We start from the raw sequence: 18653 nt of genomic DNA, 5'->3' as shown, positions 1-18653 counted from the left end.
GGTCGGGAGAAGAAACTTTCTAAAACTAAAATACTTTCTTTATCTCAGTATGTTAAGATATTACTCTTAATTATGAATTGTTAATTATCAATTATTAATTAAAAGAAAATTGCCCAAAGCAATTATAACTTCTTAAGGTGGTTATTGCGGCGGGGCTCACCTCTTCCCATCCCGAACAGAGTAGTTAAGCCCGCCTGCGCAGATGGTACTGCAGTTATGTGGGAGAGTATGTCGTCGCCTTTCTTTTGAAAATCCTCATCATTTTTTGATGGGGATTTTTTTTGTTTACAAAATACTGAAATTTGGCTAGAGCTTCGATAGCTATAGGATCTCGCTATTTTTTTTAAACGCATTTTTTAAAGATTCTTTAAAATCACAAAGGTTGATAGTGATTTATGAAATTTAAAATTTCTTATTATATATAGATAAACTTTTTATTTATCTATGATTGCGTTAGGGATGGAAGCGGCACCCTTTTGCGGGAAACTTAACTTCTGCGAAGCAGCTCCAAAATACCTTCCGCAAAAGATTTAGCGTACAGCCCGACCCGTAGGGAAACGCCCAAAGTAATTTCTAGATAATTTTCTGTAAAAGTTTCTGTTAAATTATGGTCATTTTTATGTTTTAAATTATGACGAGTTAGCCTATCTAAAAGCGAATCTGTATTTTTGTTCTAAATATTATAATTTAAGTATGAAAAAAAATATTATATTGTTGGCATTGTTTGTTCTATCAAATTTAAATGCCCAACAGCGTCCAAAGTTGGTTGTAGGTATTGTAGTTGATCAAATGAAAATGGAATATTTATATCGATTTTCAGATGATTTTTCTCCAAATGGATTTAAGAAATTAATGAATAATGGATATGTTTTTCAGAATATGCATTATAATTATATGCCAACTTATACCGCGCCCGGGCATGCTTCAATTTATACCGGTACAACTCCTTCTACACACGGAATTGTAGGTAATGAATGGTTTAGCAGAACTCTTGGTAAGGAAATGTATTGTACTGATGATGCATCTGTGAAAACAGTGGGAGATGGAACTGTTGAAGAAGGCGCAATGTCTCCAAAAAATCTTCAAAGTACTACTATTACCGATGAAGTAAGAATGGCTACTAATTTTCAGGGAAAAGTTATTGGTATGAGTTTAAAGGACCGTGGTGCTATTTTACCAGCTGGTCACTTTGCAAACTGGGCATTTTGGTACAGTAAAACAGGTTCTTTTATTTCCAGTACATTTTATGGTGAGAAATTACCTGAGTGGGTTACGGAGTTCAATAATGAGAAGCATTATATGTCTTACATTAATAAAGGATGGGATTTGTATAAACCAGCTTCAACTTACAATGAAAGCTTACCGGATAATAATCCGTATGAAGGGAAGTTATACGGAAGTGCTGCTCCGGTTTTTCCATATGATTTGAAATCAATGTATGAGAAGAATGATGCAGGAGTATTAAGAGCAACTCCTTACGGAAATGATTTGTTAGCTGAATTCGCTAAAAGAGCTATTGAGAAAGAAGAGTTAGGGAAAGATAACATCACAGACTTTTTGACGGTTAGTTTCTCATCTACAGATTATGTTGGACATTTATTAGGGCCACGTTCTATGGAGCTTCAAGATACTTACTTAAGACTTGATCAGACGATTGCTGATTTTTTAGCTTATCTTGATAAAACTGTAGGTAAAGGAAATTATCTTTTATTCTTGACAGCTGATCATGCAGGTGCTGAAAATGTTATCTATCTGAAAGATCATAAATATAATGTTGATAATTACCCATCAAAAGATGTTACGAAGAGTTTACAAGATTTCTCAACTAAAACATTTGGAGCTGATTTGATTTTGAATTACTCTAATTTCAATGTTTTCTTCAATAAGCAAATTATTAAAGATAAAGGTTTAGAATTAACAAAAGTTAAACAAGCTTTCAAAGAGTTCTTAATTACGCAGCCACAAGTTAAAAGAGTATATACTGAAGAAGAAATTTTAGCAAATTCAGGAAATGATTATTATTTGAATTTTGTTGCAAAAGGATATGATGTAACGCAAGATGGTGATATGATTATAATTGATAAACCTGGCGATATTGAATATTCAACAACAGGAACATCACATGGGACACCTTATAGTTATGATACTCATGTTCCGGCTATTTTTTACGGATGGCACATTAAAAAAGGAGAATCTTACGATAAAAAAGCTATAACCGAAATTGCTCCAACAATAGCCCAGAAAATTAAAGTTACTTTCCCAAATGGAACTGAAGCAAAAGTATTGCAAGAAGTTTTAGATGAAAAAAATGAGAAAAATGAGAAAAAATAGTTTTATCTATTTCATATAAAGGAAAACCTGTCATAATATAATGACAGGTTTTTTTATGATCAAAAAAAAAGGCTTTTCAATTAAGAAAAACCTTTTTAAGTAGTGTTTTAGTAAGCACTTATTATAATGTTAGCACTATGCGTTTGCTAACACTATTTCTTCGTTAAAAGGAAGATTCCAAGCTTCAGCAACTCCTTTATAAAGGATTTTTCCGTTAGCTATGTTTAATCCTTTTTTCAATTCTTTATTTTCGTTACATGCTTTTTCCCATCCTTTATTCGCTAATTGTACTGCGTATGGCAAAGTAGCATTTGTTAAAGCTAATGTTGATGTATAAGGAACAGCACCTGGCATATTCGCTACACAATAGTGAACAATATCGTCAATAATAAAAGTTGGGTTTTCGTGCGTTGTAGGAGTACAAGTTTCGATACATCCACCTTGATCAACAGCTACGTCAACAACAACAGTTCCTGGGCGCATTAATTTAAGCATATCACGAGTGATTAAGTGAGGTGCTTTTGCTCCTGGAATCAAAACAGCACCAACGATTAAATCAGCTGTAGCAATTGCTTTTGTAATGTTGTAGTGATTTGACATTTCTGTATTAACGTTTGCAGGCATGATGTCATCTAAATAACGTAAACGTGGCAAACTTAAATCCATAATAGTAACCTGAGCGCCTAGTCCAGCAGCCATTTTTGCAGCTTGAGTTCCTACGATTCCTCCACCAAGTACTAATACTTTTGCTGGTGGAACACCTGGAACACCACCTAAAAGAATTCCTCTTCCTTTTAATGGTTTTTCAAGATATTTTGCTCCTTGTTGAATAGCCATACGACCAGCAACTTCAGACATTGGCACCAATAAAGGTAAACTACGATCTGTTTTTTCAACAGTTTCATATGCTAAACATACTGCACCTTTCTCAAGCATAGCATGAGTTAATGGCTCAGATGAAGCAAAGTGAAAATAAGTAAATAATAATTGATCTTTTTTGATCAATGGATATTCAGAAGCAATTGGCTCTTTTACTTTGATGATCATTTCTGCAATAGCATATACTTCTTCAATAGTTCCTAAAACTACAGCACCTGCATTTGCATATTCGTCGTCACCAAAACCACTTCCTAAACCAGCAGTTGCTTGCACATAAACTGTATGACCATGTTTTTTCATTTCAGAAACACCAGCAGGAGTTAATGCTACACGGTTCTCGTTATTTTTTATTTCTTTTGGAACACCTATTATCATTTTGTTATGTTTTTTTGTTTTTTTTGAAATTGTTTTACAAATCTACTGATAGAGAATATATTATTGATAATTGAGTATTAAATAAGAAAATATTATTTTATTTTATACTTTTACAGAAAAATATTCTTTTTCGGGGTGGTTATATTTCCTTAAAGAGAAAAAATAACTAAATTTTAGTATTCATAGAAAACGTTTTCGTTATGGCTTTAGATGAAATAGACAAAAAAATCTTACGACTTTTACAGGAAAATGCGCACTATACCTTAAAAGACATCGCAAACAAGATTAATCTATCGTTAACACCAGTTCATGATCGTGTTAAACGTCTTGAAAAAGAGGGTGTTATTGAGAAATATGTTTCAATTTTGAATAAGAAAAAACTGGGCAATAATTTAACGGTTTATTGTCAGGTTACTTTAACGAAACAAACCTATGATACTTCTGAGGGATTTAATCAATCGATTTTGAATTTACCTGAAGTAGTGGAGTGCAATTATGTTTCAGGAAATTTTGATTATATGCTCAAAATTATCATTCCGGATATGGAAAGTTATCATCACTTTCATCAAAAGAAATTATCAATTTTGCCTGAAGTCTCTCTTATTAATACCGTTTTTGTGATTTCTGAAGTAAAAAGCACAACTGTTTTACCCATTTAAAACTTCATTTACTTTTACCAGAATATTTGAAAGGTTAAGCTTAATGAAACTTAATATCTTAATGGTAAAAATAAATTTTCAATTTTTGTTTCTTTTCTTAAACAAAAAACCACCAAGAAAACTTGATGGTTTTAAGAATAGTGGTTTTGGTTTTATATTAGTAGTAAGTAAAACGTCTTACTTTGGCAATGTATTTTGCTAATCTGATTACTTGATGACTGTATCCATATTCATTATCATACCAGATATAAAGCACAATGTTTTTTCCGTCTTTAGAAACGATTGTTGCGTTACTGTCATAAATTGAAGGAGCAGAAGTGCCTACGATATCAGACGAAACTAATTCATTGTTTAATGAATATTTGATTTGCTCTACCAATTCGCCTTCAAGAGCATATTTTTTCATAATCTTATTAATGGCAGGAATAGAAGTAGCTTTTTTAACTTCTAAACTCAGAACTACCAATGATCCGTTTGGAACTGGAACACGAATAGCATTCGAAGTTAATTTTCCTTCTAAAGAAGGAAGCGCCTTTGCAACTGCTGTTCCGGCTCCAGTTTCAGTAATTACCATATTTAAGGCTGCAGCTCTGCCACGGCGATATTTTTTATGCATATTATCAACCAAATTTTGGTCATTTGTATACGCATGAATCGTCTCTAAATGCCCTTTTACAACACCTAAAGTATCTTCAATTACTTTTAGAACTGGTGTTATCGCATTTGTAGTGCATGAAGCTGCTGAGAAAATATCAATTTCGTCAGGGTTATATTCGGTATGATTTACACCATGGACAATATTTGGAATTCCTTTTCCAGGAGCTGTTAATAAAACTTTACCAACACCTTTTGAAGTTAAATGTCTTTTTAAAGCTTCTTCCGTAGTATAAGCTCCTGTATTATCAATTACTAATGCATCATTGATTCCATATTGAGTATAGTCAATTTCTTCTGGAGAGTTTGCTGTAATTATGTGAACAGTTGTTCCGTTAATTATCAAAGCATTATTTTTTGGGTCAGCAATTACAGATCCTTGAAAATCACCATGAATGGAATCATATCGTAATAGAGAAGCTCTTTTCTCTAAACTTGATGTATCATTTTTATCGCGTAAAACAATTGCTCTCAAACGTAATTGGTTTCCTTTTCCGGTTTTAGACATAAGCTCTCTTGCTAATATGCGTCCAATTCGGCCAAAACCATATAAAACAACATCTTTTGGTTGAATTTCTTCAGATGTTTTTGCTTTTTTTAATTTATCGAGAACAAAATATCTTGCATCAGGATATTTTTCATCTTCTAAACCATATTCGTAAGTAAGTTTTCCAAGGTCTAATTTCGCGGGTGGAAGATCTAACGAAAGAACAACTTTTGCAATTTCAACCGAATCAAAAATAGTAATTGGTTTACCTACAAATTCGCCTGCGTATTGATGTAAATTAATAATATCGCTGACATTTTTATCCAATAATTGATTTTTGAATAAAACCATTTCTATGGATTTATCATACCATAAATCGCTTATGATTTTAATTAATTCGACACCAGCTCTTCTTCGGTCGACTTGTAATGATACCTCTTTTTGGTATAACGTTTTTTTGCTCATAATTGATTAAATTGAAAAAAGAAAAACACAAATATTTTTAAATTTTGCGCAAAAGTATCTATTTCAATCGATTTCGTAAACAATTTTGTGATTTATTTTTGAAAAATAAAAAGCCACCTTATTTTCTAAGATGGTTTTTTTTGAGTTTTCAGTCCCAGTTTCAGTCTTCAGTTTTTTGCGACTGAATACTGCGACTGTAAACTGTGACTAAATAATAATTCTAAGGATTTCTCCGTTTTTATTTATCATTTCAAGACGTACACTTTGTCCTTCATCTTTTTTACTCAAAAGTTTAGAAACGGTTTCAATATTTGTTGCTTTTACATTATCGATACTCAAAATAATGTTGCCTTGTAATTCGTTTTGATATTGCGCTAGATTTTCATTATTAATGTTTTTAATTTTTACACCATAATCTATTCTAAATTTCTTTTTATCAGAAGCATCAATATTTTCCAGTTCGATTCCTTTAAATTCAGTACTATAAAACTCATTTTTGCTTAAGGTTACCGGAACAGTTCTGGTTTTTCCATCCTTAATATAAGTCACTTTAACAACATCGTTTGGACGTTTGGTATTGATATATCCGGAAAGATCAGCATAAGTTGCAATATTTTGATCATCAAGTTTTACAATAATGTCTCCTTTTGCAAGACCGGCTTTTTCAGCTCCTGAATTTTTAGAAACTTTACTAATATAAAAACCTTGTGTTTCAGTAATACCTAATTCTTTTGATGCTGTACTGTTTAGTTCGCCACCTTCAACACCCAGAATTCCTCTTTGAACATTACCAAATTCCATAATATCTTCGATTATTTTTCGAGCAATATTAGAAGGAACCGCAAATGAATATCCAACATAAGAGCCCGTCATTGATGAAATCATGGTATTAATACCAATCAGTTCACCTCTTGTATTTACCAATGCACCGCCACTATTTCCCGGGTTTACTGCAGCATCAGTTTGAATAAAGGACTGAATTCCTTTTGTGTCTAAATTTCTGGCTTTCGCCGATACAATTCCGGCAGTTACCGTAGAAGTCAGATTGTACGGATTGCCAACTGCCAAAACCCACTCACCAACTTTTACATTGTCAGAATTAGCAAAAGCAGTATAAGGCAGTTTTTCATCTGCATTAATTTTTAGTAACGCGATATCCATTTTAGAATCGGTACCAATAAGTTTTGCTGTGTATGATTTTTTATTGTTTAAAGTAATCTCAATTTCCGTTGCATCTTTAATTACGTGATTATTGGTAACAATATATCCATCTTCAGAAATTATAACCCCAGATCCGGTACCAACTTGCTCTTGCTGTTGTTGACCTCCATAACCATAGAAAAACTCCATCATAGGATTACTAACTGTTCTTCGCGAAACATTTTTTACGTGAACGACAGTATGAACTGTTTTATCTGCAGCAGCTGTAAAATCAACTGTTTCGGCAGCTAAACCAACATTTTTACCGAATGAATTTGGGGCAAGAGTGACAACAGAATTTCCTCTTCCAAAAAAAGAATTGTTGCTTTCAAATAATAACTTGTAAGCACCAAGGGTGGTAGCACCACTAAGTAGTGAAACCAAAAATAAGGTTGAAAGTCTTTTCATATTTATTATTATGTTTAAGTTATTTTACGTAAAAATAATTCAAAAAATTAACGAATAAAATGCTTTAACTCTCTTTAACATTGATTAACATTTCATTAATTATTTGTTCGTACTTTTGTATTATTAATGGAAAAAAAATGCAAATAGAATTTTATAAATATCAGGGTACCGGAAACGATTTTGTAATGATTGATAACCGTTCAAATTTCTTTCCAAAAGATGACATTAAATTAATTGAACGCTTGTGTGACAGACGTTTCGGAATAGGTGCTGACGGACTGATTCTGCTTGAAAATGATTCTGAAACAGACTTCAAAATGGTATATTATAATTCAGATGGAAATCAGAGTTCGATGTGCGGAAATGGCGGTCGTTGTCTGGTTGCTTTTGCCAATCAATTAGGTGTTATTGAGAACAATACTACCTTTATCGCAACAGACGGTTTACACCATGCTTCTGTAGGAAATGATGCTATTATTTCGTTACAGATGATAGATATTGATGAAGTACAAAAGAAAGATTCGTATACATTTTTAAATACCGGTTCTCCACATCACGTTCAGATTGTTGAAGATTTGGAACATTATAATGTAAAAGATAATGGTGCCGCAATTCGTTATGGTGAATTATATGGAGAAAAAGGAAGCAACGTTAATTTTGTGAAAAAAGTTGACGATAGCACTTTTTCACTTCGTACTTATGAAAGAGGTGTAGAAGATGAAACACTGGCATGCGGAACTGGGGCAACAGCAGTTGCAATCGCAATGAATGCAATTGGTGAAACCGATAAAACATCTATTAATTTGAATGTTGAAGGCGGAAAGCTTGTCGTTTCTTTTGATAAAATCGGAGATCATTTTACAAATGTTTTCCTGACCGGACCAGCTAAATTTGTTTTTAAAGGAACAATAGAGATATAAAATCCAAAAATGAAATTCCAAATTCCAAATTCTAAAATAATCAATCTAAAATGATAACACTCAAAGGAGATTCTATTTATTTGCGTGCTTTAGAGCCAAATGATTTAGAGTTTGTCTATGCGATGGAAAATGATGAAAGTATTTGGGAAGTTAGTAACACCCAAACACCTTACAGTCGTTTTTTAGTGCGCCAATATCTCGAAAATGCACAACAGGATATTTATGAGGCCAAGCAATTGCGTTTAGCTATTTGTCAGGATGAGGATTTTCCAGCCATAGGATTGATTGATTTATTTGAATTTGATCCTAAAAATAATAGAGCCGGTATTGGAATTGTGATTCAAAAAGAGAAAAATAAAAGACAAAACGTAGGTTCTGAGGCATTAGAGCTTTTAATTAAGTATTGTTTTCATAATTTAAATTTACATCAATTATATGCAAATATTGCTGTAGGAAATGTAGCAAGTATAGCACTTTTTACTAAATTTGGCTTTGAGAAAATAGGAATCAAAAAAGATTGGATTTTGCAAAATAACCACTATCAAGACGAAGCAATCTTTCAATTAATTAACAAACAAACTTAAATTTAAGACTTTGAGCATAAAAAAAATCATCACGATAACTGCTGTAGCTGTAATTTCAGCCCTAATGATTTACGGATTTGTTTTAATTAGTAAAATCTTCAGCGCCAATACTAAATTCGAAGAAAAAGAATTATATGTATATGTTCCAACTGGAGCTAATTATTCCGACGTTAAAAAAATATTAGAACCATATATCAAGAATTTTGAAAATTTTGAAATGGTAGCCAATAAAAGAAGTTATCCTGAAAATGTAAAATCAGGTCGTTTCTTGCTTAAAAAAGACATGAATAATATGGATTTGGTTCGTGCAATGCGTTCCAATGTTCCTGTAAAATTAGCTTTTAATAATCAGGAGCGCTTAGAAAATTTTGCCGGAAGAATTGGTTCAGAAATTGAAGCAGATAGTTTGTCATTAATGAAAGCATTTAAAGACTCAACTTTCATGGCAACAAATGGTTTCAATGAGGATAATGTTTTTGCGATGTTCATCCCAAATACTTATGAAATTTATTGGAATACTTCTGCAGAGAAATTCCGCGATAAAATGATCAAGGAATACCATAATTTCTGGACATCTGAAAGAATTGAGAAAGCTAAAAAACAAGGTTTAACACCAGTTCAGGCTACAATTTTGGCTTCTATTGTTCATAAAGAATCCGTAAAGAAAGATGAAAGACCGCGTATTGCCGGAGTTTATTTGAATCGTTTACGTTTAGAAATGCCGTTACAAGCAGATCCAACCGTTATTTATGCTTTAAAATTAAGGGATAATAATTTTGATCAGGTTATTAAAAGAGTTTTCTATAATGATTTGGTTATGAAATCGCGATATAACACTTACGTGAATGTGGGACTTCCTCCCGGACCAATTGCGATGCCTGACATTACAGCGTTGGATGCAGTTTTAAATCCTGAAAAAAACGATTATATTTATTTCTGTGCAAGTGTTGAACGTTTCGGATATCACGAATTCGCTGCAACATTGGCGGAACATAATGTAAACGCAAAAAAATATTCTGACTGGATTGCCAGTCAGGGCGTAACAAGATAATTTTATTTTTTATTTCGGAATAATATCGAAATCTTATAATATGAAAAACCGAAGCTTATGGCTTCGGTTTTTTTATGGACTGAAATTTGTTTTAAGATGATTTTTGTTTAGAATTTGAAATTTTAATTTTGGGAAAACTATTGAGTTTAAACTTTAAATTTAAGTACATATTTTTTCCAGATTGAAAAAGAAATAATATTTAAATGTTTTAAAGAGTTGTTTTCGCCAAAATGAAAATTTATAGGTCATAATTTTGATTTTTTGCCTAAAATTAATCTGAAGTTTTTAAAATTAGAATTCAATTTCGCGTTAAAAATCATTAAATAATGTAGGTTTTATCTTCTTATTTTAACAAATTTGATAAAAATTTGATAAAAATGACATTTTTTAGAATTAGTTTTTGCCTCTTTTAAGGTATAAATCAGACTTAGGCCAAGTGCTGGAAAACTGCATCAATAAAGGGGTTACGTGAGTTTATGAGATTTTCAAAAACCTATAAAGTATTGATTTACAGTGTTGTTTTGTATTTCTTATCTTTGCACTGTAGAAATTTCAAAAAGGTGACAGCGTTTTGAAGAAAAACAATTTATGATAAAGAAATGGTATTTTTATGCGAGTTTGATCGTTATTATTACATTTTTAAGTTTGGGTTTTAAACCCTTTAATCTAGAAACCAAACCTTGGTTTTTAATAGAAAAAACAGATGGATCTGAATACTTATTTCCATCGCTGGAAGAGGATGATTATCCTGTCTCACACAAGTTAAATGTCCCATTTACAGGAAAACGTCTTATAGGTTTTAAAGAAGCAGTTGCCTTTAAAGAATCTCAAGGAAAATACCGATTGGTAAATTCACTTGGTTACATGGGAAAATATCAATTTGGTGGTCAAGCTTTAAGATCAATTGGTGTTAAAAACAAGAAAGCCTTTTTAAAAGATCCTGCCTTACAAGAAAAAGCATTTATTGCGTTGTTATCCAAGAATAAATGGATTTTGCGTAATGAAATCGAAAGGTATGAAGGAAAAATTATCAATGGTATTGCAATTACCGAATCCGGTATTTTGGCCGCTGCACATCTTGGAGGTGCTGGTTCAGTTAAAAACTTTTTCAAGAACAAAGGAAGTAGACATTTTAGAGATGCCTACGGAACTTCATTAAAAAGTTACTTGAAAGCCTTTGGAGGTTATGATCTTTCTTATATTGTCGCAGATAGTAATGCAACAATACAAGATTAAATCAAAAACAAGCATAAAAAATCCCGATACTTCGGGATTTTTTATGCTTGTTAATCAATTAGGATTTCCAGAATTTTAATAGCTGCTTCGCTAATTTTTGTTCCGGGACCGAAAACAGCTACTGCTCCGGCATCAAATAGAAACTGATAGTCTTGCGCCGGAATTACTCCGCCAACAATAATCATAATATCTTCACGTCCGTGTTTTTTAAGTTCTTCAATAACTTGTGGAACCAAGGTTTTGTGTCCTGCTGCCAATGATGAAACACCTAATATGTGTACATCATTTTCAACTGCTTGTTTGGCAGCCTCTGCAGGAGTTTGAAAAAGCGGACCAATATCCACATCAAAACCAACATCAGCATAGCCAGTTGCTACTACTTTTGCACCTCGATCATGTCCGTCTTGTCCCATTTTGGCTATCATGATTCTGGGACGTCTTCCTTCTTGCTTTGCAAAGGTGTCTGCTAATTGTTTTGCCTTTTCAAAATTTTCGTCATTTTTTATTGCTGCACTATACACACCGCTAAAGGATTTAATTTGCGCTTTATATCTGCCAAAAATACTTTCAAGAGCATCGCTGATTTCGCCTAATGTAGCTCTGTTTCGAGCGGCTTCAATTGCAATTTCTAGTAAGTTTCCTTGTCCGGTTTTTGCGCAAAGTATTAATTTTTCGAGTGATTGATTTACTTTTTCAGTATCTCTACTTGCTTTTATTTGTTCAAGTTGCTCTAATTGTTGTTTACGAACCATTTGATTGTCCACATCCAAAATATGCAACGGATCTTCCTTCTCTAATCGATATTGATTTACACCTACAATAATATCCTGACCACTATCGATTCGGGCCTGTTTTCTGGCTGCTGCTTCTTCAATTCTTAATTTAGGAATTCCAGCTTCGATAGCTTTTGTCATTCCGCCTAACTCTTCAACTTCTTCGATCAGTTTCCAGGTACTTTTTAGAATTTCATTCGTCAAACTTTCAACATAATAACTTCCTCCCCAAGGATCAACAGTTTTAGTTATTTTAGTTTCTTCTTGTAGAAAGATCTGAGTATTACGCGCTATTCTTGCCGAAAAGTCTGTTGGTAAAGCAATAGCCTCGTCAAGAGCATTGGTATGTAGTGATTGTGTGCCTCCAAAAGCTGCGGCAGTTGCTTCGATACAAGTTCTTGCCACGTTATTAAACGGATCTTGTTCTGTTAAACTCCATCCACTGGTTTGACAATGTGTTCTTAGTGCTAATGATTTATCACTTTTAGGATTGAATTGCTGCACTAATTTAGACCAAATCATACGACCGGCACGCATTTTAGCGATTTCCATAAAATGATTCATTCCAATTGCCCAAAAGAAGGAAAGGCGAGGAGCAAACTCGTCAATAGTCATTCCGGTAGAAAGTCCGGTTCTAATATATTCTAAACCATCTGCCAAAGTATAGGCCAATTCAATATCGGCAGTTGCTCCGGCTTCTTGCATGTGATATCCTGAAATCGAGATCGAATTGAATTTAGGCATTTTCTTGCTCGTAAATTCAAAAATATCTGCAATGATTTTCATCGAAGGAGTTGGCGGATAGATATAGGTATTACGCACCATAAATTCTTTTAGAATATCATTCTGAATTGTTCCTGATAATTTTTCAATGGCAACGCCTTGCTCTTCAGCTGCAACAATATAAAATGCCATAATTGGTAAAACGGCACCATTCATCGTCATTGAAACCGACATTTCATCCAATGGAATCTGATCGAACAATACTTTCATATCTTCGACAGAATCTATTGCAACACCTGCTTTTCCAACATCGCCAACAACTCTTTCGTGATCTGAATCATAACCACGATGCGTTGGTAAATCAAAAGCGATTGAAAGTCCTTTTTGTCCGGCAGCTAAATTTCTTCTGTAAAAAGCATTGCTTTCTTCGGCGGTCGAAAATCCTGCATATTGTCGAATTGTCCACGGACGTCTTACATACATAGTAGCATAAGGTCCGCGCAAGTTTGGTGCAAACCCGGCTCCAAATTCCAGAAACTCTAAATCCTCAATATCTTTTTCAGAATAGGTTTCTTTAAGTTCTATTCCTTCGGCTGTGGTGAAGTTATGCGTTATGTGTTCTGGGTTATGCGTCGGTTCGCTTAACTCATGACGTTTAACTTCTAACTTTATATGTTTAAGGTCTTTTCTCAATTGTAAGATGTTTATTTAGAATACTATTTTATAGATCTTTTTCAATCTCTTTTAAAAAATCATCAATGTCAGTAACATTCTTAGGGTTTTTTAAATAATTTTCTGTTCTTTCTCTAACTTGATCAATTTGCCATTGAGGAATTTTGTAATGATCATTTTGTACAGGCAAAATAATTACTTCTACTTCATCTGCTATAAAATCATCTGGTAGAATAACAGTTACAGAACGATTTTTAACTGATAGTATTTGTCTTATTGCTTCCATAATTATTTACGTTTATATTCAAATATAACATTTGAAATTTAATTTATTCAAGTTCCAGTCGTTCTTGTTCCAGTTTCTCGGCCAATCTTTTTTCGATTATTGGTGTAATTAACGTTTTTCTTGGTTTTATTTTTACAAATGGAAACAATTCTAAATCGTGTTTCATTTTGTCATCTTTGTTAGGATATTTATTTGTACCTAATAAAACTTCTTTTTTAGAATCGAATAATTCCTGCTCTTTAGCAGCACTTTCCTGAATTTTCTTTTTAATGGTTCCATCGTTTAAAAGTTTTAGGAAACCTCCGTTTGCTTCAATATCTTTAAATAAAGCTAAACTTTTTTCGGCTAGTTGTGTGGTCAAAGTTTCGATATAATAACTTCCGTCAGCGGGATTATTGACTTTATCAAAATAGCTTTCGTGTTTTAAAACCAATAATTGATTTCGGGCAATTCGGTCGCCAAATTCATTGTCTTTATGGTATAAAGCGTCGTAAGGTAAATTTGCGATAGCATCTGCACCACCAAGAATTGCCGACATACATTCGGTTGTTGTGCGAAGCATGTTTACATTATAATCGTAAATTGTTTTATTACGTTTGGTTGGAGATACTAAAAAGTGACATTCTAAATCCGGATTGTATTCTGAAGCTATTAATTTGAAAAGCATTCGTAAAGCACGAAGTTTTGCAATTTCAAAGAAATAGTTAGTTCCAACCGAAATTTGAAAAACAATTGGTTTTGTAATAGTTGGTAAACGATTCAAATATTCATTTGCATGTGCTAAACTATACGCAATTTGTTGTGTGATATTGGCACCTGCATTTTGATACAATCCTAAATCAACGCTCAATAACGTAAGGTTTGTAGTTGCTTTTGAAATGTTTTCAATGGTTTCAAAATTATTTTTGTCGGATGTGGTAAACCAATTTCCTTCTCTTGCAAAATGACCAATAGGATCAATATTGCAATAGAAAACGGCTTTTTTCCGGATAGAAATAGTGTCTAATAATTTTACGAAATCGATTGAAATAAAATTCAAATTAAAGTAAACGGTTCTGTTTTCTAAAGGAAGAGTTTCTAATAATTTTTGAATGTCTATTTTTTCGTTTTCTATTGTAAAACGTAAACTTTCTGCACCTCTTTCAATAGTGTTCACAGCTCTTTGAACCGATTTCTCGACATCATATACAAAGATGTTTTGACAAATTTTGAAATTTGAAGCGTTGGTTTTTACTGGTGCCGATTTTGAAAATTCGTCTAAATGATAAAAAGGTTTTACCTGAATATCTTCTGGAGAATTCCAGATTACGGTTTCGTTATAATCAGCGCCATCTAATTCAAACTGAATTTTTTGTTTCCATTGTTTGGATGAAATCGGATTAAAATCGTCGAACAGGGTAGTAGCCATTGGGTGCTTTTTTCTGATTATTCTTTAGTGTCTTGAATGGTATCACCTTCAAATTGGATGATGTAAATATCTTCGCTGTCTTTTTTCATAAAGTACTTTTCGCGAGCATATTTTTCTATTTGTTCAGGATTTTTAAGTTGCTTGATTTGTTCCTGATCTTTTTTTATTTCGTCCTGATAATATTTTTTATTGTCTTGTAGCTCTTCGATTTGATTGTCTAAAAAACGATGATCGAAATAAGAGTAATTGTCTAAAAATAACATCCAAACCACAAAAAAAAGTAATACCCAAACATATTTATTGCTTAGGAGTTTAAACCATCTTTTGCCTTTATATGGATTTTTCATTTTCATTTTTTTATTTAACCGATTACTTCTTATAATTTCGATTGGTGTTCTAGCCCCGATGGAGCCGGTATCCTTTTTATCCGCCGCGGCGGATAAAAAGATAAAGGCGAGAGCGGGAAATAGCTCCTGATTTCAATGCAATAAATTTACAATAAAAATTATGAAATTCGTTGATTAATTACGGCACGAACTACATCAATTGCTACAGTATTGTATTTGTCGTTAGGGATGATAATGTCTGCAAAAGCTTTTGATGGCTCGATAAATTGCTCGTGCATAGGTTTTAAAGTGTTTTGATAACGTGTTAAAACCTCGTCGATATCACGTCCGCGTTCTGAAATATCTCTCTTTAAACGACGAATTAATCTTTCGTCAGAATCTGCATGAACAAAGATTTTGATGTCAAAAAGCTCACGTAACTCCGGATTTGTCAAAATTAAGATTCCTTCAACAATCATCACTTTTCTTGGGTGTGTTGCCACTGTATCGTCAGTTCTGTTGTGCTGTATAAATGAATATACCGGCTGATCGATAGTTTCACCTTCTTTTAATGCTTTCAGGTGTTTTACCAATAGTTCAAAATCGATGGCACGAGGATGATCAAAATTGATTAATGCTCTTTCGTCAAATGACAAATTATGGGTCTCTTTATAGTACGAATCCTGAGAAATTACGCCCACTTCAGTGTCCGGTAATTCGTTCATGATTTGGTGTACTACTGTTGTTTTTCCACTTCCTGTTCCTCCTGCAAGTCCAATAATGAGCATAAAATTTGTTGTTAGATATTTGTTTGGCAAAAATAATAATTTAAGTGAATTGTATATGCATATTGTGTATTTAAACCATATCAGTAATATAAGTAAATGTAAGCCATCAGATATTTAAGTAATGCTTTACTTCATTGAATTTATATAGCATATATGGTTAAAAATGACAACTAAATTTAAGCAAACAGATATTTAAGTAAAATTCTACTTATATAACTTATATGGTTAAGTTAAGATAAAAAAAATCCCGACAGCGAACTATCGGGATTTTGTGCAATCAGTATAGTTTTAATAAAATATTCTGAATTTAGTAAGCACATAAAATTATTTATTCTTTTTTGCTTTTATCATCATTTCAAGCTGATCCCAAAGTTCTTCCGGAATTGCTTCAAGTAAATTAAATTGTCCTGCACCTTTTAGCCATTCACCACCGTCGATGGTAATAACGTCTCCGTTTACGTAAGCTGAAAAATCAGAAACTAAATAAGCCGCTAAATTGGCCAATTCCTGATGATCACCAACGCGTTTCAATGGTACTTTTTTAGCCATGTCAAACTTTTCAGCAAGATCTCCCGGCAATAATCTGTCCCAGGCACCTTTTGTTGGGAATGGTCCCGGAGCGATTGCATTAGAACGAATTCCGTATTTTGCCCATTCTACTGCCAAGCTGCGCGTCATTGCTAGAACTCCCGCTTTTGCAGTTGCACTTGGAACTACATAAGCAGATCCTGTCCAGGCATACGTAGTTACAATATTTAAAATGGTAGCTGACGTTTGTTTGGTATCGATCCAGTGTTTTCCAAAAGCAAGCGTACAGTTTTTTGATCCTTTTAATACAATATCTATAACAGTGTCAAATGCATTTGCAGATAAACGTTCTGTTGGAGAAATGAAATTTCCGGCTGCATTGTTCAAAAGAACATCCACTTTTCCGAAAGCTTTTAAAACTTCCTGTAGCATATTTTCTACCTCTTCATAATGACGAACGTCACATTGAACCGGTAAACATTTTCCGCCAGTTTCAGTTTCAAGTTCAGTTGCAGTATTTTTAAGTTTTTCTAAATCTCTTGATGTAATTGCTACCTGAGCTCCTAATTCTAAGAAGTATTTGGTCATGGCTTTTCCTAAACCACTTCCGCCACCTGTAACTACAATGACCTTACCTTTTAAAGCGTCATCTCTTAACATTTTATCTCTATAGCTCATATTTTTTCTTTTTTATTACAATATTAAATAAATAAATAGGATGCACGCATAATAATGTTATAAAATTTTGATAAACTTTATATATCTCCTAATTTTTTTGCTGCCGATTCTAGTGTGAAATTATCTTTGGCGAAGCAAAAACGTATTAATTTTTGGTCTTTATGGTCGGAATAAAAGGTAGAAATTGGGATTGCAGCAACACCATGATCTGTGATTAATTTTTTACAGAAAGTCACATCGTCATCATTTGAAATATTAGCATATGAAACAACCTGAAAATAAGTTCCTTCGCATGGTTTCAATTCAAAACGACTGTTTTGAAGTAATTTTTGAAAATAATCTCGTTTCTCCTGATAGAATTTTCCGAGTAGATTTACATCAACTATGTCTAAATATTGATTTATCGCAGCCTGGGAAATACTGTTAACACTAAAAACCAAAAACTGATGTACTTTTTTAATCTCTTTCATGAGATATTCCGGAGCTACGGTATAGCCAATTTTCCAACCGGTGATGTGAAATGATTTTCCGAAAGAAGAAACCATTATGCAACGATTTAAAAGAAAATCTTTGGTATGGGCAGAAATGTGTTTTTCTTCAAAAGTAATGTATTCATAAACTTCATCTGATAAAACAAGAAGATCAGGATATTTTGAAAGTAATCTTTCCAGTTGTAAAAAGTCCTCTTCGTTAAGGATTTTCCCAGTTGGATTATGCGGATTATTTATAATAATCATCTTGCTTTTTGAGGAGCAGGCTTTTTCTATAGTATCCCAATTAGGAGTATAATCATCGTTTAAGGCAACGCGAACAGGTTTTGCATTGCATAATAAAACAGGAGATTCATACGAATCATAACTAGGATCCAGAATAATTACTTCGTCACCTGTTTTTATTAAAGCTAAAATCGTGGTAAAAATTCCTTGCGTTGCTCCAGCAGTCACTAAAATTTCTGTTTCAGGATTAATTGTTCTGTTGTAGGAACTTTGAACCAGTTTTGCAATTTGATTCATCAATGGTGGAAAACCCGCCATTGGTGTATATTGATGCACATTTTCTTTGGCTAGTCTTGCGATAATATCCGTTAATCTTTCGTCAACAGGAAAATTTGGAAATCCCTGCGAAAGGTTGATTGCATTATATTCGGTTGCCATTTTTGACATTACCGTAAAAATGCTCGTGGTTATATTTGGAAGTTTACTCATGATAAAGTTTGATTTGG

General features: G+C 33.1%; 16 protein-coding genes and 1 rRNA gene. 7 read left to right on the top strand and 10 right to left on the bottom strand.

Going from position 1 to position 18653, the window contains the following annotated elements; all coding sequences use genetic code 11:
• Positions 1-133: 133 nt before the first annotated feature.
• Positions 134-243 (top strand): 5S ribosomal RNA (gene rrf / locus EAH81_RS08140).
• 450 nt (positions 244-693) lie between these two features.
• Positions 694-2331 carry an alkaline phosphatase PafA gene (pafA, locus tag EAH81_RS08135; RefSeq protein ID WP_140505716.1) on the top strand — a complete coding sequence of 546 codons (1638 nt, stop codon included), beginning with the start codon at positions 694-696 and terminating at the stop codon, positions 2329-2331.
• Positions 2332-2466: 135 nt separating this feature from the next.
• On the opposite strand, the gene ald is transcribed toward pafA, so the two are convergent.
• Positions 2467-3585, bottom strand: a complete 1119-nt coding sequence (gene ald, locus EAH81_RS08130) for an alanine dehydrogenase (RefSeq protein ID WP_140505714.1) — start codon at positions 3583-3585, stop codon at positions 2467-2469.
• Positions 3586-3785: 200 nt separating this feature from the next.
• Here ald and EAH81_RS08125 point away from each other — a divergent pair, with 200 nt between their 5' ends.
• The gene (locus EAH81_RS08125) at positions 3786-4244 is read left to right on the top strand and encodes an Lrp/AsnC family transcriptional regulator (protein ID WP_041516998.1); all 459 of its coding nucleotides are present in this window, start codon (positions 3786-3788) and stop codon (positions 4242-4244) included.
• 157 nt (positions 4245-4401) lie between these two features.
• Here the strand turns inward: EAH81_RS08125 and EAH81_RS08120 are convergent, their stop codons facing one another.
• A complete protein-coding gene (locus tag EAH81_RS08120) occupies positions 4402-5850 on the bottom strand; it encodes a glyceraldehyde-3-phosphate dehydrogenase (RefSeq protein WP_140505712.1) in 1449 nt (482 codons plus the stop codon).
• Positions 5851-6057: 207 nt separating this feature from the next.
• Positions 6058-7458, bottom strand: coding sequence for a trypsin-like peptidase domain-containing protein (locus EAH81_RS08115; protein WP_140505710.1), 1401 nt, complete (start codon positions 7456-7458; stop codon positions 6058-6060).
• A gap of 137 nt (positions 7459-7595) precedes the next feature.
• On the opposite strand from EAH81_RS08115, the gene dapF reads away from it, so the two are divergent.
• The 4 genes from dapF to EAH81_RS08095 all read left to right on the top strand — a co-directional run bounded on the left by dapF (position 7596) and on the right by EAH81_RS08095 (position 11249).
• The gene (gene dapF, locus EAH81_RS08110) at positions 7596-8378 is read left to right on the top strand and encodes a diaminopimelate epimerase (protein WP_140505708.1); all 783 of its coding nucleotides are present in this window, start codon (positions 7596-7598) and stop codon (positions 8376-8378) included.
• A gap of 50 nt (positions 8379-8428) precedes the next feature.
• The gene (locus tag EAH81_RS08105) at positions 8429-8962 is read left to right on the top strand and encodes a GNAT family N-acetyltransferase (RefSeq protein WP_140505706.1); all 534 of its coding nucleotides are present in this window, start codon (positions 8429-8431) and stop codon (positions 8960-8962) included.
• Between the two features lie 10 nt (positions 8963-8972).
• A complete protein-coding gene (gene mltG / locus EAH81_RS08100; protein ID WP_140505704.1) occupies positions 8973-10013 on the top strand; it encodes an endolytic transglycosylase MltG in 1041 nt (346 codons plus the stop codon).
• 588 nt (positions 10014-10601) lie between these two features.
• Positions 10602-11249: a peptidoglycan-binding protein LysM gene (locus EAH81_RS08095; protein WP_140505702.1), complete on the top strand. Its 648-nt coding sequence runs from the start codon at positions 10602-10604 to the stop codon at positions 11247-11249.
• A 50-nt stretch (positions 11250-11299) separates the two neighbouring features.
• On the opposite strand, the gene scpA is transcribed toward EAH81_RS08095, so the two are convergent.
• From scpA to EAH81_RS08060, 7 genes are all read right to left on the bottom strand, one after another.
• Positions 11300-13438: a methylmalonyl-CoA mutase gene (gene scpA / locus EAH81_RS08090; RefSeq protein ID WP_170214126.1), complete on the bottom strand. Its 2139-nt coding sequence runs from the start codon at positions 13436-13438 to the stop codon at positions 11300-11302.
• Between the two features lie 28 nt (positions 13439-13466).
• A complete protein-coding gene (locus tag EAH81_RS08085) occupies positions 13467-13703 on the bottom strand; it encodes a hypothetical protein (protein WP_140505700.1) in 237 nt (78 codons plus the stop codon).
• A 43-nt stretch (positions 13704-13746) separates the two neighbouring features.
• Positions 13747-15111, bottom strand: coding sequence for a methylmalonyl-CoA mutase subunit beta (locus tag EAH81_RS08080; RefSeq protein ID WP_140505698.1), 1365 nt, complete (start codon positions 15109-15111; stop codon positions 13747-13749).
• A 17-nt stretch (positions 15112-15128) separates the two neighbouring features.
• Entirely contained in the window at positions 15129-15464 is a 336-nt protein-coding gene (locus tag EAH81_RS08075; RefSeq protein WP_140505696.1) for an FtsB family cell division protein, read from the bottom strand.
• 152 nt (positions 15465-15616) lie between these two features.
• Entirely contained in the window at positions 15617-16225 is a 609-nt protein-coding gene (gene udk, locus EAH81_RS08070) for a uridine kinase (RefSeq protein WP_140505694.1), read from the bottom strand.
• 324 nt (positions 16226-16549) lie between these two features.
• Complete coding sequence (locus tag EAH81_RS08065) at positions 16550-17431, bottom strand: SDR family oxidoreductase (RefSeq protein WP_170214125.1); 882 nt, start codon at positions 17429-17431, stop codon at positions 16550-16552.
• A 77-nt stretch (positions 17432-17508) separates the two neighbouring features.
• Complete coding sequence (locus tag EAH81_RS08060) at positions 17509-18636, bottom strand: methionine aminotransferase (RefSeq protein WP_140505692.1); 1128 nt, start codon at positions 18634-18636, stop codon at positions 17509-17511.
• Positions 18637-18653 lie beyond the last annotated feature (17 nt).

The organism is Flavobacterium pectinovorum (assembly GCF_006438875.1).
GTDB lineage: Bacteria > Bacteroidota > Bacteroidia > Flavobacteriales > Flavobacteriaceae > Flavobacterium > Flavobacterium pectinovorum_A.
The sequence above is the reverse complement of the archived record's forward strand: the minus strand, read 5'-3'. Positions and strand labels throughout refer to the sequence as shown.